The sequence below is a fragment of the uncultured Microbacterium sp. genome, assembly GCF_963528945.1.
In the GTDB taxonomy this organism is placed as follows: Bacteria; Actinomycetota; Actinomycetes; order Actinomycetales; family Microbacteriaceae; genus Microbacterium.
The window spans coordinates 157,814-172,489 of sequence record NZ_CAURWX010000003.1; the positions used below are offsets into that span (position 1 = coordinate 157,814).

A 14,676-nucleotide genomic window follows, 5' to 3' on the forward strand; every position below is an offset into this window, starting at 1 on the left:
CCGCGGTGCAGCGCAGGTGCAGACTGAGAACATGACGAGCCGTGCCGGCCTCCCCGCGGAGGAAAGCGACCTGATCGATGTCGACGAGCTGATCGCCGCCTATTACGACCGCGCCCCGCGCCCCGACGTCGCCACCGAGCGCGTCGCGTTCGGCACGAGCGGCCATCGCGGATCATCGCTGAGCGGCAGCTTCAACGAGAACCACATCCTCGCCACCACGCAGGCGATCGTCGACTACCGCACCGCGCAGGGCATCACCGGGCCGTTGTTCCTCGGCCGCGACACCCACGCCCTGTCGCTGCCCGCGGAGCGCAGCGCGATCGAAGTGCTCGTGGCGAACGGCGTCGACGTGCGGGTCGACTCGCGCGACTCGTGGGTGCCGACCCCCGCGCTCAGCCACGCCATCCTCACCCACAACCGCCGCACCGAGACGGGCTCCACCGGTCAGGCCGACGGCATCGTCGTCACGCCGTCGCACAACCCGCCCCGCGACGGCGGGTTCAAGTACAACCCGCCCCACGGCGGGCCGGCCGACACCGACGCGACCGGCTGGATCGCCGACCGCGCCAACCAGCTCATCGAGAACGGACTCGACGGCGTGAAGCGGGTGCGGTTCGCCGACCTCGACGCCGACACCCTCGGCACCTACGACTTCCGCGACGCGTACGTACGCGACCTCTCGTCGATCATCGACGTCGACGCGATCCGCCGCGCGGGCGTGCGCATCGGGGCCGACCCGCTGGGCGGAGCATCCGTCGAGTACTGGGCGCTGATCGCCGAGGTCTACGAGCTCGACCTCACCGTCGTGAACCCCGAGGTCGACCCGACGTGGCGCTTCATGACGCTCGACTGGGACGAGAAAATCCGCATGGATCCGTCGTCGCCGTCGGCGATGGCATCGCTGGTCGCCAAGAAGGGCGACTTCGATGTGCTCACGGGCAACGATGCGGATGCCGACCGCCACGGCATCGTGACGCCCGACGCGGGCCTCATGAACCCGAACCACTACCTGGCCGTCGCGATCGACTACCTGTTCTCGCACCGCGCCGAGTGGCCGCGTGACGCCGCCGTGGGCAAGACCCTCGTGTCGTCGATGATCATCGACCGCGTCGCCGAGTCGCTCGGCCGCCGCCTGCTGGAGGTTCCGGTCGGGTTCAAGTGGTTCGTGCCCGGTCTGCTCGACGGATCGGTCGCGTTCGGCGGCGAGGAGTCGGCGGGCGCGTCGTTCCTGCGCAAGGACGGCAGCGTGTGGTCGACCGACAAGGACGGCATCCTGCTGTGCCTTCTGGCGGCCGAGATCATCGCCGTCACCGGCAAGACGCCGTCGGAGCGCTACGCCGAACTCGAGCAGGCCTTCGGCTCGTCGGCCTACCAGCGGGTGGATGCTCCGGCCACCCCCGAGCAGAAGGCGACGCTGGGCAAGCTCGCCCCCGAGTCGGTCACGGCCACGACGCTCGCCGGCGAGGAGATCACGGCGAAGCTGTCGCACGCTCCCGGCAACGGTGCGGCGATCGGCGGCCTCAAGGTGCAGACCGAGCACGCCTGGTTCGCCGCGCGCCCCTCGGGCACCGAAGACGTCTACAAGCTCTACGCCGAGAGCCTGCGCGGCCCGGAGCACCTCGCCGAGGTGCAGGCCGAGGCTCGCGCCGTGGTGTCGGCGGCGCTGGGGGGCTGACCCCTCCCTTCGTCGTTTTTCGCTCCCGTCGCATTTTCTGTCGCTCCCGCCGCGTGCGGGCGACAGAAAGTGCGACGGGAGTTGTGGTTTGGTGAGTTAGCCGGAGCCGCCGGTGAGGAGGGCGATCAAGGTGATCCCGAAGGCGATCCAGGCGAGGACGCCGACGATACCTAAGCGCAGAGCGCGCCGGTTCCCGCCGGGCGACCGGTCGGCCAACATTCCCCCGAAGAGCATCGCGACGCCGAACGGCGCAAGCAGCAGGAGGAAGCCGATCACTGGGATGCCAGGGATGAAGAACAGAGTGACTATGAACATTCCGATCGGCCAGATCAGCACCCAGGCAACGACGGCAGAGATCAGCGCTTGTCGCGCCGGGCGCCACAGCCGAGTCGGGTCGTTGTTCGTTCGCGTCATGCTCTAGCCGCCTTTCGGATCGGTGTGCGGAGTGACGATGGTGAACATAAGCTTCTGGGCGTGGGGCGGTGGGATCGTGTACGCACGGACGATGAGGTGGTAGCCGTCCCGGTAGTAATCCCGCTCGAAAGACTCCTCTGAGGGAGGGAATTCGCTGTCGGTGTTCCGCTTCCAGCCTTGCTCTTCCAACCACGGCTCTAGGTCGTCAGCCACCTGCGTCGGAGTTCGTACACCGTCTGCTTTGAGTTCGATGATCTGCGCCCAGTAGTAGTACTTCGGCCACTCCTCGTAATAGTCGCTCGCCAGTCGAACTCCGCCGATGTTGCGCGACTGATGAGCCGGCTCCAACTCGGACTCCGAGACCTGCGCCACGATCTCCGCACCAGCCGCGTCCGCTTGATCCGCATACTGCTTCAGCTGATTTTCCTGCACAGCGATGTCTTCCTCAGGGGACGTCGCGCACCCCGAGAACAGAACAGCCGAGAGCGCGAGAAAGACCGCGGCAACGATCGGAGGCTTTCCCGCCCGTATCGGGACAGGGTCGGATTTGGCGCCCGGTCGGTTTACGGCGCGTGCGTGGCGTTCTGGAAGAGGACACCTCTGTGCCGTCGATGACATCACGGCCTACCCGCGCCCCGGATCGGTGTGCGGGGTGACGATGGTGACCATGAGCTTCTGGGCATGGGGCGGTGGGATCGTATACGCACGGACGATGAGGTGGTAACCGTCGCGATAGTAGTGCCGCTCGAAAGACTCCTCTGATGGAGGGAATTCGCTTTCAGTGTTCCGCTTCCAGCCCTGCTCCTCCAACCACGGCTCTAGGTCGTCAGCCACCTGCGTCGGAGTGCGCGGGGCCTCTGCCTTGAGCACGACGATCTGTGCCCAGTAGTAGTACTTCGGCCACTCTGCATAATGCTCGCTGACCAGCCGCACACCACCGAAATTTCCGGTGTCTTGGCCCGGGAGTAACTCCTCCTCCGGAATCTGCGCGAAGATCTCGGCGGCTGCTCCGTCAGCTTGCGCGATGTACTCCTCCAGCTGACTCTCCTGCATTTCGACTGCTTCCTCCCCACCGGCAGTGCACCCGGCTATCGAAAATGCCGCCCCGAAAGCGAGGACGACGAGCATGAAACGCCCGAGCCGACTCATTCGTCGACTTCTTTCAGCGTGATCGGGGAGATGAGTTCCTCCGGGTGTTCCGTACCGTCGCGGTAAACGACGCCGGGCCCGCCCCGGCCACCTCGGTGGGTGATCCCGCCAGGGTGGTAAAGCGACACCGGCCTCCCGGTCACCACGTTGACGATGTTCGTCATCGACGTGCTGCCCGGCTCGAACACCCTCGTGTGGCTCGGCAGCGGGCCCGTGCTCTCGATGGTCCCGCTGGCGGGGTCATCGGCGTCGAGGAACCCCGTCTCCAACCGCGTAATGCCGTCTCCATTGAGCGGATTGGCGGACCCATGACCAGCGTTGCCCGCTGGGATGCCCTGGTTCCAGCCGACCGCGCCGTCGTTCCGCGACTGCAGCGAGAAATGCGGCACGTCTTGGGTTTCCGGGAAGTCCTGAAGACCTGAAATGTTGTGCCCGAGTCCTGCAGGTGCAACGTAGACAACCCGATCTGCTTTCAAACCGAGGCCTTCGGCCTGGCCCAGCACGGGACATCCGTAACTGTGCGCGATCGGCACCACGTCCGTGCTGGGGGCGAGCCGAAGACTGTTGACGAAAGCGGCCAACCGCGGTGCACCGACGTCGGCGAACCCCTGCTGTGCGGGCTCATTGAGATGATTGAGGTCGAACTGTGGCAAAGGGGAGCCATGCCAGGTGAAGTAAGCGGTGTCATCCGTGGACACGGCCATCATGTCCTTGGCTCGTTCGAGATCTGTGGAGAAGTCCGCCAGACGGGAGTTGGAGCCAGGCACAAGGACGCCCACTTGCCCCATCCACCCAGGGACATCGCCGGTCTGCGGATCTAGAACGCCCTGGTAGGTGATGTAACTATCCCGCAGCGGACTGAAGGCGACGATGACTGTGCCTTCATTACGCACTGGCATCCCTTCCTCGTCATAGACCAGATACTCACCGAAGACCTGGCCATTGGCCTTCTCATCGTCGTCTGGCCGGGCATACTTCTCGTTGCGGTCGCCGAGCATCGCGTCGATGCTCTTGACCTCGCCCTTCAGGTCGGCAATGAGACCTTCGAGATCGGCGACTTTCGTGGCCGCGATCGGGTCGTTCATCTCGACGCTCTGGCCCTGTTTCCACAGCGCTGACAGCAGTTCGATCTGCTTCTCGAGCTCGGCGCGATGGGCCTGGGCGGTGATGACGTTGGCGGTGTTCCGGTCGCGCAGCGGAATGCCTTCGAGGTTGCCGATCAGCATCGGGTAGTCGGTGATCAGGGCGTCGCGCTGTTCGGTGGTCATCGCATCCCACACGGCGCGGATCGCCGCCGGGTCTTTCAGCTTCGCGAGGTCGACGGCCGAGAACGGCTGCACTGTGCCGTCGGGCATCGCCACCGACACCTCCACACCGGCCGACAGCTGCGGCGCCGAGGGCAGGGCGGACCGAATGGCCGTGTACTGCGCCACCGCCTCGGTGAGCGCCGTCGCCGCCGTCGCGTCGATCCCGCGGCGCTCCTCGTCCATTGCCATCAAGCGCTGCTCCGACGCGGCGACCGCATCGCCGGCGTGCTCGGCCTGATTCATGAGTCCTCGGCGCTCGCGCTGAGCATCCGCGTCGTCGGCGTCGGCTCCACTGGCCTCACTCACCGCCTTCTGCGACGCCGCCGCGGCGACCCTCGCCAACGCGAGGGTCACCTGTTCGCTGCTCGCACGGCGAGCGATGTCCTCCATCTGCGCGCCGTACGATTCGGCGGCGTCTCCCCATGCGAGGTCGGCGACCTGCACCAGCCCGGCCGGCGCGAGAGCCGACTGGATCACGGCCGTGATGCGGTCGACCGACACCGCAGCCCCGGACTGCAGTCCGAGCTCGAACGCGGCGTCGATGAGCTTCGACCCGACGTCGGTCCCGAAGGTGCGCCCCCGCAGGTCGGAACCGACGTCGCGAACCGAACCCGAATCCCCCGCCAGCGCGGTGTCCCCAGCTGCCATGACTCTCCTCTCGTGGCGTCCTCGTTCGTGTACGTTACAGGAACGCATGCGGGCACAAACCCGTCATGTGGATAACACCGAGCACGCACACCTGGGGGTTCTGTGAGGCTGAAGTTCTCGCTGCTCGCGACCGAGCCGCAGGGCGGTACGACCGCCCGCGACATCGTCGTGACGGCCGACGTCACGGCCACGATCGGCGAGCTGGCGCGCACCCTGATCCGGGCGGGAGGCGGCGATCAGGCGCTGCTGCCGTTCGCGGTCGACCGCACGCTCCCCCTCACGATGCGGGTGCACCGGCGTCACGACCGGCCTCTCGTGCTCGACCCCCGACGACCCCCTCGGCCGGGCCGGTTTGCGCACCGGCGACGTGATCGAGGTGATCCGCGAGCAGGATGCCGGGACGGCGCAGCGTGCGGTGCCACCGTCGGCGCACCTCGAGGTGCTCGACGGGTCGCAGGCGCACGCACGCTTCACCCTCATCGCGGGCGACAACGGCATCGGCCGAAACCGCACCAACCGCGTCGAGCTGCGCGACCGCAGCGTCTCACGACACCACGCGGTGGTGACGGCCACCGGGAGCGAGCGCACCGTCCGCGACCTCGGCTCGGCGAACGGGGTCAAGGTCTTCGACGACACCGGCATCCCTCGCCGCCTCACGCGCTCGCTCCCCCTCGTGCGGCCGACGGTGCTGCGCCTCGGCGAGGTGCGCGTGCGCATCGACCCCGTGGCGACCTCCGGCCCGGCCACGCCGCGTGAACGTGCGACCGTTCGTCATCAGCGCTCGCCCCGTGTCGACCCGGTCTACGCCCCCGACCCGATCGAGCTCCCCACCCCGCCGACGCCCGCCGAGCCCGCCCGCTTCCCGCTCGTCGCCATGGTGGCGCCGCTCGCCATGGGCGCCGGGCTCTTCGCCGTCACCCAGTCGGCGTTGAGCATCGTGTTCGTCGCGCTCTCGCCGCTCATCATGGTCGGCAGCTGGCTCGACGGACGCATCGGGCAGAAGCGGCGCCTCAAGAAGCAGCGACGCGAGTTCGCCGCGACGCTCGACGACGTGCGCAAAGAGGTCGAGCGCCGCCACGACGAGGAACGCCCGGCCCGTCAGCTCGAGAGCCTGCCTCTCGCCGAGCTGCTCGTCGCCGCCCACGACCGCACGGCCGTGCTCTGGACCCGGCGCGCCGAGCACCGCTCGTACCTCGAGATCCGGCTGGGCAGCGGCGCGCTCCCCAGCCGCACCACCCTCACGCTGCCGTCGCGCGGATCCGCCACGACCGACGACTGGCGGAAGGTGGAGGATGCCCACGCCGCCCTCTCCACGGTCTCCGACGTGCCGGTGCTCGAACGGCTCGACCTCAGCGGGTCGATCGGCGTCGCCGGCGAGGGCGTGTGGGCCGACTCGATCACCCGGTCGATGCTCGTGCAGCTGTTCGCCCTGCACTCCCCCGCCGATGTCGTCTTCACGGCTTTCCTGCCGGAGTCCGCGGCGAGCAGCGACTGGGACTGGGTGAAATGGGTGCCGCACGTCGACTCGGTGTACAGCCCGATCCGTACCGCCCACCTGACGGCATCCGCCCGCGACCGCGCCCTGCTGCTCACCGAGCTCGAAGGTCTCATCGCGACCCGCTCGGCCGCCGCCGCCCGCACCATCCGTTCGCGCGAGCAGTCGAGGGCGACCGACACCGACGAGCGGCTCGCCGCGGTGAAGAAGTCGCCCCTGCTGCCCACGATCGTCGTGCTGGTGGTCGTGGGCGCAGACGACCACGACCTCACCCGCCTGGTGGGACTCGCCGAGGACGGACCGGATGCCGGGGTCCATGTGATCTGGACCGCCCCGAGCCTGTCGTCGATCCCCGCGGCGTGCCGCACGGCGGTCGACGCGACGACCGCCACGCCGAGCGCCCACTTCGTGCGCTCCGGCACCATCGTGCCCCTCGACACGGTCGAACGCATCGACATCCCCGCCGCGGAGTCGTTCGCCCGCAGCCTGACGCCCGTGGTCGACGCCGGCGCCCGGGTGCTCGACGAGAGCGACCTGCCGCGCAGCGTGACCCTCGCCGACATCGGCCGACGCAGCCTGCTCGACGACCCGCGCGAGGTGATCGCCGCATGGCAGGCGACCGACTCTCTCACGAGCCACTGGACACCCGGGGCCGACCGCGACCCTGGCACCCTCCCGGCGCGCGTCGGGCAGAGCGACGCTGGTCCGGTTGAGATCGATCTGCGCACCCACGGCCCCCACGCCCTGGTCGGCGGCACGACGGGCGCCGGCAAGTCGGAGTTCCTGCAGACCTGGATCCTGTCGCTCGCCGCCGCGTACTCCCCCGATCGCCTCACCTTCCTGCTCGTCGACTACAAGGGCGGCGCCGCTTTCGCCGACTGCGTCTCCCTGCCGCACACCGTGGGCCTCGTCACCGACCTCGACCAGCATCTCGTGCGCCGCGCTCTGACCTCGTTGCGCGCCGAGCTGCGCCACCGCGAGGAGCTGCTGAACGCCCACGGCGCGAAAGACCTCGCGGGCCTCGAACGCCGCTCCGACACGGCCGCCCCTCCCCTGCTGCTCATCGTCATCGACGAGTTCGCCGCTCTTGCGAAGGAGATCCCCGAGTTCGTCGACGGGGTGATCGACGTCGCGCAACGCGGTCGCTCGCTGGGCCTGCACCTGGTCATGGCCACGCAGCGGCCGGCGGGAGTCATCAACGACAACCTGCGCGCGAACACCAACCTGCGCATCGCCCTGCGCATGGCCGACGCGAGCGACAGCAACGACGTCATCGGCATCCCGGATGCCTCGCACTTCGCCCCGGAGACCCCCGGGCGCGCGGTGGTGAAGATCGGCGCGGGCCGTGTGGTGCACTTCCAGACCGCCTACCTCGGTGGCCGCTCCGACCGGGTGCGGCGCGACGCGATCGACGTGGCCGACCTCGCGATCGGCCCGGCCCGCCCGTGGGCGGTCGCGGCCGAACGCACCTCGACCGACGACACGCGCGCGAAGGCGGGCCGCGACATCGAGCGCCTCGTCGGGAACATCCGCGCGGCGGCGGAGAGCGTCGGCATCCGCCCGCCCCGTCGGCCCTGGGTCGATCAGCTGCCCGCCGTGCTCCCCCTGCCGGACGGGTTCGCGGCGGATGCCCCGCCCGCCGAACCTCGACGCCTCACCGTCGGACGGCGGGACGACCCCGCTCGGCAGCGGCAGGACGATCAGGTCGTCGACCTCGGCGCGGCCGGCAACGTCGCCCTGTTCGGGGCGCCCGGAACCGGGAAGACGACGGCGCTCGTCACCGTTGCCGTGGCCGCGCTCCAGGCCGATGAACGCACCCGCGTCTACGGGATCGATGCGGCCAGCGGTCGCCTCTCGACCCTCCTCGTCCTGCCCGCCACGGGCGACGTCGTGCCGGCAGACGATGTCGACCGCACCGCCCGCCTGCTCGGAATGCTGCGCGACCTCATCGATGCACGGGAGGCCGGTGCGCCACCGTCGTCACCCGTGCTTTTGCTGGTCGACGGGTTCGGGGCGTTCCGCGACGCGTACGAGCACCACGCCACCGACGGCGGCGTTTTCGCGTCGTTCGTCGAGATCGTGCGGACCGGGCGGCACGCGGGCGTGCACGTCGTCATCGCCAGCGAGCGCGCGATGTCGTTGCCCGGCGCGGTCGCTGCGGGGATCGGGGAGACCTTCGTGCTGCGGATGCCCGCCGACGCCGACTACGGCATGGTCGGTGCCTCGGTCGACATGCTGCGGGCAGCCCCTCCCGGGCGCGCGATGCACTTGCCGTCGGGCTGCGAGATGCAGTTCGCGGTGCCCAGCGCCGCGGCCGCCGCCGGCGCCAGCGCGCCAGCCGAACCCGACACCGGAGACGACGCCGACACGAGAGACTACGCCGATACGCGAGACACCGCCGACACCAGAACCGACGCCAGCGCCGGACCCGGAACCGCCGCCGACGCCGGAATCAGCACCATCGCCGACGCCGACGCCGACACCATCGACGCGGCTCTCGAGCGGCTCGGCGCCACCCTCCGCACCCGCGGCGTGCCGCCGGCACCCGGCATCCCCGAGGTGCCCGTGATCCTGCCCCGGTCGGGTCTGCCGAGCACCGCGAGCGCCGCCGCCTTCGCGGTCGAGACCACGCGCCTCACACCCGTCGATGCGCCCGGCGACGGCATGATGCTCGTGACGGGTCCCGCCGGCTCGGGGCGCACGACGGCGGTGCGCAGCATCCTCACCGCCCGACGCAGCCATGCCGAGCACCGCGGCCGCCCACTCGACCTGGTGCTCCTCGCTCCCCGCCCCTCGACGCTCGCCGACGCTCAGCCGTGGACGCATCGGGGCGACGCACCGGGACCGCGCCGGCAGCTCATCGACGCCCTGACGGTCGCGCTCGGTGGCACGCCGCGCAACTCGCCCACCGCACTGCTCTCTGCACTCCCGCTGATCGGCACACCCTCCCCCGACTCGGCCGACCCCGCGGAGACCGCCCCGGAGGCTCCGGCATCCCTCGTCTTCCCCCGCCCGGAGCACGAGGGCATCGTCGTGATCGAAGACATCGGCGGGTTCGACGGCACGGGCGACGAGTCGGCGCTCGCGACGCTGCTGAAACTGCTGCGACGCAGCGAGCTCACGGTGATCGTCGAAGGCGAGAATGCGACGCTCACCTCGGTGTGGGATCTCGCGAGCCCTCTCCGCGGCGCCCGGTGGGGCCTCGCCCTGCAGCCCGACGTGAACGACATGCCGAGCGTGTACACGGCCCACGTGCCGCGCGCCCGACGCGCCGACTTCCCGCCGGGCCGCGGCTACCTGATCCGCGGGGGAACCGTCACCGGGGTGCACGTCGCCCTCCCGTGAGGCGCGGGAACGGGCACGCCGACCGCCTGCGAGAATGGCAGCGCGCGTGTCGTGCCGACGCGCGCGGGAAGGAACCTCGTGTCCTGGATCGTCACCGGCGGCGCCGGCTACATCGGATCGCACGTCGTGCGCGCGCTCGCCTCCGCAGGTCTGTCGCCGGTCGTGCTCGACGACCTGTCGACGGGCGTCGCGTCGTTCGTGCCCGAGGGCGTGCCGTTCGTGCAGGGCAGCATCCTCGACCGCGCCCTCGTCGAGGAGACCCTGCGCGCGCACGACGCCGAGGGTGTCATCCACGTCGCGGGCTTCAAGTACGCCGGGGTCTCGGTGCAGCGCCCCCTGCACACCTACGCGCAGAACGTGGAGGGCATGCGCGTCATCCTCGAGGCGATGGAGGCGACCGGCGTCGCGAACATGGTGTTCTCGTCGTCGGCGGCGGTGTTCGGCACCCCCGACGTGCCGCTCGTCGTCGAAGACACCGCGAAGAAGCCCGCCAGCCCGTACGGCGAGTCGAAGCTGATCGGCGAGTGGATGCTGCGCGACCAGGCGATCGCCACCGCCGACGGCCCCGCGCCGCTGCGGCACACCTCGCTGCGCTACTTCAACGTGGTCGGGTCGGCCGATCCGACGGTGTACGACGTCAGCCCGCACAACCTCTTCCCCATCGTGTTCGAGGCGCTTCTCGCCGGGAGGACGCCGCGCATCAACGGCGACGACTACGCCACCGACGACGGAACCAACGTGCGCGACTACGTGCACGTCGGCGACATCGCCGCCGCCCACGTCGCCGCGGCCCGACGCCTGGCAGCGGGCGAGCCGATCGAGCCGGCGTACAACCTGGGTTCCGGTGACGGCCTCAGCGTGAAGCAGATCATGGATGCCGTCGCGCGGGTCACCGGCATCCCCTTCACGCCCGAGATCGGGCCTCGCCGCGCGGGCGATCCCGACCGCATCGTGGCGACCGGCGAGCTCGCCGCCCGCGACCTCGATTGGCGCATGCGCTTCTCGGTCGACGAGATGGTGCGCACGGGCTGGGAGGCCCGCCGCGCCGCCGACTGACGACTCAGAGGTCGCGGCTGCGGATCGGGTAGAGGAAGAAGCAGAGCCAGGCGAGCGCCGTGAAGCCCAGGGGGATGACGGCGAGCATCAGACGGATGCCGCCGTCCACCGCTTCGGGCTGCGCATCGCCGAGCGTGGCGTCGAAGCCGGATGCCGTCAGCACCACCGCGACGACGACCGCCTGCAGCACGACAGACCCGCGCACGACGAAGCCGTTCACCCCGAAGTAGGCCCCTTCGCGCCGGTGCCCGGTGCGCACGGCATCCTCATCGATGATCTGCGCGAGCACCACCTCGAGAAGCTGCAGCAGGCCGCCGACGCCGACCCCCGCGGCCACGCCCACGAGGGCGGCGGCCAGCACGCTCTGCGGCAGCACGAAGCCGAGCACGGCGACGCCGAAGACCGCGACGCTCCACAGCAGCGCCGTGCGCGGACTGGTGCGCCGCACGACCGCGCTCCACAGCACGATCGACGGGATCGCGGTCACGAAGATCGCCCCGAGCAGGATGCTGCCCTCGGCCTCGGGCGCGCCCAGCGAGTAGCGCACGTAGAACGGCAGTGCCGCGAGGATCACCGCGATCGACGTCTGGATGAACAGGGAACCGATGACGTACGGCACGAAGGCGCGGTTCGCGAACGTGTACCGCATCTGCATGCGCCACGGCATCGCCGACGCGACGACCGCCTCGGGCACCCGCCGCTCGACCATGCCCCCGGCGAACGACCACACCAGGATGATCAGGCACACACCGCCGAGCACCACCGCCATGCCGGGCCACCCCAGCGGCGACCCGTACAGCAGCGGCGCGCCGGCGGTGCCGAGGATCATGCCGAGGATCGCGAAGATCTGCCGGGGCACGTTGCCGCGGGCGCGCTCGTCGGTCGTGCGGAAGATCTCGGGGAACAGGGCCGAGATGTTCAGCACCACCACGACGAAGGCGATGTCGTACACGGCCACGACGACGAGGAACCACACGATGAGTCCGGCGGCGGGCAGCGCGGGCGGCATCCACACCAGTGCGAAGGCGACCACGAGCGGCACGATGCCCAGGCCGATCCACGGGATGCGTCGCCCCCAGGGGGTGCGCAGACGGTCGGAGAGCGCCCCGACGATCGGGTTGAGCACCGCGTTCAGCACGCCGTGCGCGATCATCGCGGCGGCCACCCATCCGGCGGGCACGGCCAGGTGCGACACGTAGAAGTAGACGACGAACGCCGAGAACGTCTGCGTCATCAGCTGCGTCGGGAATCCGGATGCTCCGAACGCGATCGACTGCGCGCGGCTCGGCGCCGCGTCGAGCCGGCGGTCTCGCAGACGCTCGGTCAGGGTGCTCATCGCTCTCCTCCTCGCTGCAGGTCGCGCAGGTCGCGCCAGCCGATGCGCACGAGACCCTCGTCCTCGATCGCGCGCAGCACGACGGGGTCCTCCAGCAGCCGCCGTTCGTACTCGCGTTTCGGGGCTGCGAAGTCGACGGCGGCCCGCAGCTCGTCGCCGTCGACCATGGGATGCAGGTAGATCTCGGTGACCCCGGTCGGCACGGCGCGCAGCAGCGCAACGAAGGCATCCCGCACCTGCTCGTAGGTCTCCTCGACCTCGGTGCCCTCGCCCGCGAGCGCGAACGGATGCGTCCACAGGCGGTCGACGATCTCGATACCCAGGGCATCGGCGGCCGCGGCGGCGCCGTCGAGCCTCTCGCGCAGCGCGGCATCCGTCTCGTCGCCGTCCATGCGTCGCGGCAGGCGGAACGGCAGCCCGTGCCGCGCCGCGAGCGCGAACACCGGGTCGAGGAAGTCGCGTCCGGTCTCGAGGCCGTAGACCGAGCCCATGTGGTTGTCGAGGTGGGTGACGTCGACACCTGCGGCGAGCGCGGCCTGCAGCTGCGCGTCGAGTTCGGCGGCCACCTCGTCGATCGCCGCGCGCGTCTCGACCGCGGCGGTCTCGGCGGGGAAGTAGCCGTCGGCATCGACGAGCGTCGCCCCACCGGTGAGCGGGCGCCAGCGGTAGCGGGTCCATTCGCTGGTGAGCACCAGGTGCACACCGACGTCGAGGTCGCCGCGGCCGGCGGCGAAGGCCAGCGCCTCGGGCGCCCAGGGGCACGGCACCATCACGGTCGCCGAGTCGATGCGGCCCTCGTCGAGCAGCTCGCCGATGGCCACGTTCGCCGCGTGGCACATGCCGAAGTCGTCGGCATTGAGGATGATCGCCCGGGTGCCGTCGGGCAGACCGAGACGGCGGGTGAGGGCGGCGCGGGGGGTCATCGGGGTCCTGTCCGGGGAGATTCAGTGCCCGGTGCGTTCGACCGGGGAGAGGATGCGGGTGAACAGCGCCGCACGCAGCGCCGCCGACGCTTCGCCGATCGCACCGAGCAGCGGCGCCTCGGGGCCGAAGTCCGACACCTCGAAGCGCATGGGCAGTCGCGGCGCGTACTGCTCGGCGACGCGCTGCACCGCTTCGACGAGCACCGGGTGCGTGCCGAAGCCACTGAGCACGAACGCCTCGGGGTCGAGCACGAGGCTGACGGTGCCGGCGACGACGGCGACGCGGCGGCCGATCTCGGCGACCATCGCCTGCGCTCCCCTGTCGCCCTCGGCGGCCGCGCGGAGGTGCACCGGGAGCGGCAGCGTCTGGTCGCGGCCGTTCACGAGCGCGAGGTCGGCGTACACCTGGTCGTTGAGCACCGGGGCGCCGAGCGGCAGCGGCGACTGCGGCACGTAGGTGACTTCGCCCGCCACACCGGATGCCCCGCGATGCAAAGCGCCGTCGATGATGATGCCCGCGCCCAGGCCGTCGTCGATCAACAGCAGCGCGAAGCTCGACAGCGCGGCCCCCACGCCATGGCTGAGCTCGGCGAGGGCGGCGAGGTTCACGTCGTTCTCGATGCGCACCGCGCAGCCGAGCCGGTCGGTCAGCGCGGCGCGGAACGCCCCACCGTCGGGGCCCTGTTCGTTGCGGATCATGCCCTCGGCCGACACGATGCCGGGCACTCCGATGACCGCGAGATGCACGGGCCCGCCGACCTCGGCGCGGCACTCGTCGACCAGCGCGACGATGCGGTCGACGCGGCGGCCGGTGTCATCCCGTTCCGCGACGGCGCCGTGCCGCTCGGCCCGCACCGCCCCCGTCGCGTCGACGAGGGCGATATGGGCGCTGCGATGGTCGACGTGCACCGCGACGGCCGTGCCCAGCGCGGGGTGCAGTCCCACGCGCCCGGCGGCGGGGCCGCGTGCTCCCGGTTCCACTCCGGCGGGGGCGACGGCGCCCGCGCTCTCGAGCATCCGCAGCACCTGCGACACCGCCGTGCGCGACAGACCGGTCGCGGCCATCAGATCAGTACGCGTCTGGGGGCCCTCGCTCGCCAGCGACTCGAGGATTGCGCGGCCGTTGATGGCGCGCAGAAGTGTCTGCGGCCCTGCGAGCGGTCTGGTCATGAGGTGGCTGTCCCCCGGTCGGTCGCTCTACTTTCCCATACGGCCCGGGCCGGGGGTAGCGCCGTCGCGTCCGCGTCGCACGGTCGGTGCGCGGTGCGGTGCGCGCGGTGTCACAAGGCGCACCCCGGGGCTACGAAAACAGCAGAAAATAAGCGTCG

General features: G+C 70.4%; 10 protein-coding genes. 3 read left to right on the forward strand and 7 right to left on the reverse strand.

The features are described from left to right. The first annotated feature begins 31 nt into the window (after positions 1-31). Positions 32-1,675: a phosphoglucomutase (alpha-D-glucose-1,6-bisphosphate-dependent) gene (pgm, locus tag RWS82_RS10690; RefSeq protein WP_314649915.1), complete on the forward strand. Its 1,644-nt coding sequence runs from the start codon at positions 32-34 to the stop codon at positions 1,673-1,675. A 96-nt stretch (positions 1,676-1,771) separates the two neighbouring features. On the opposite strand, the gene RWS82_RS10695 is transcribed toward pgm, so the two are convergent. The 4 genes from RWS82_RS10695 to RWS82_RS10710 form a co-directional block, all read right to left on the reverse strand. After that, a complete protein-coding gene (locus tag RWS82_RS10695; RefSeq protein ID WP_314649917.1) occupies positions 1,772-2,089 on the reverse strand; it encodes a hypothetical protein in 318 nt (105 codons plus the stop codon). A gap of 3 nt (positions 2,090-2,092) precedes the next feature. Further along, positions 2,093-2,521 carry a hypothetical protein gene (locus tag RWS82_RS10700; protein ID WP_314649919.1) on the reverse strand — a complete coding sequence of 143 codons (429 nt, stop codon included), beginning with the start codon at positions 2,519-2,521 and terminating at the stop codon, positions 2,093-2,095. Between the two features lie 192 nt (positions 2,522-2,713). Beyond that, on the reverse strand, positions 2,714-3,238 hold the full coding sequence (locus tag RWS82_RS10705) for a hypothetical protein (RefSeq protein ID WP_314649921.1): 525 nt from the start codon (positions 3,236-3,238) through the stop codon (positions 2,714-2,716). Continuing rightward, positions 3,235-5,193: a hypothetical protein gene (locus RWS82_RS10710; protein ID WP_314649926.1), complete on the reverse strand. Its 1,959-nt coding sequence runs from the start codon at positions 5,191-5,193 to the stop codon at positions 3,235-3,237. The genes RWS82_RS10705 and RWS82_RS10710 overlap by 4 nt, the downstream gene beginning before the upstream one ends. A 367-nt stretch (positions 5,194-5,560) precedes the next feature. On the opposite strand from RWS82_RS10710, the gene RWS82_RS10715 reads away from it, so the two are divergent. Both RWS82_RS10715 and galE read left to right on the forward strand, forming a co-directional pair. Then, the gene (locus RWS82_RS10715; protein WP_314649928.1) at positions 5,561-10,033 is read left to right on the forward strand and encodes an FtsK/SpoIIIE domain-containing protein; all 4,473 of its coding nucleotides are present in this window, start codon (positions 5,561-5,563) and stop codon (positions 10,031-10,033) included. A gap of 78 nt (positions 10,034-10,111) precedes the next feature. Beyond that, positions 10,112-11,089, forward strand: a complete 978-nt coding sequence (gene galE, locus RWS82_RS10720) for a UDP-glucose 4-epimerase GalE (RefSeq protein ID WP_314649931.1) — start codon at positions 10,112-10,114, stop codon at positions 11,087-11,089. A 4-nt stretch (positions 11,090-11,093) separates the two neighbouring features. Here galE and RWS82_RS10725 read toward each other — a convergent pair whose 3' ends face one another. The 3 genes from RWS82_RS10725 to RWS82_RS10735 are packed head-to-tail and all read right to left on the reverse strand — an operon-like array spanning position 11,094 to position 14,518. Continuing rightward, a complete protein-coding gene (locus RWS82_RS10725) occupies positions 11,094-12,425 on the reverse strand; it encodes an MFS transporter (protein ID WP_314649934.1) in 1,332 nt (443 codons plus the stop codon). Continuing rightward, a complete protein-coding gene (locus tag RWS82_RS10730) occupies positions 12,422-13,348 on the reverse strand; it encodes a polysaccharide deacetylase family protein (RefSeq protein WP_314649936.1) in 927 nt (308 codons plus the stop codon). The genes RWS82_RS10725 and RWS82_RS10730 overlap by 4 nt, the downstream gene beginning before the upstream one ends. Positions 13,349-13,369: 21 nt before the next feature. Next, positions 13,370-14,518: an ROK family transcriptional regulator gene (locus RWS82_RS10735; protein WP_314649941.1), complete on the reverse strand. Its 1,149-nt coding sequence runs from the start codon at positions 14,516-14,518 to the stop codon at positions 13,370-13,372. Between the last annotated feature and the right edge of the window lie 158 nt (positions 14,519-14,676).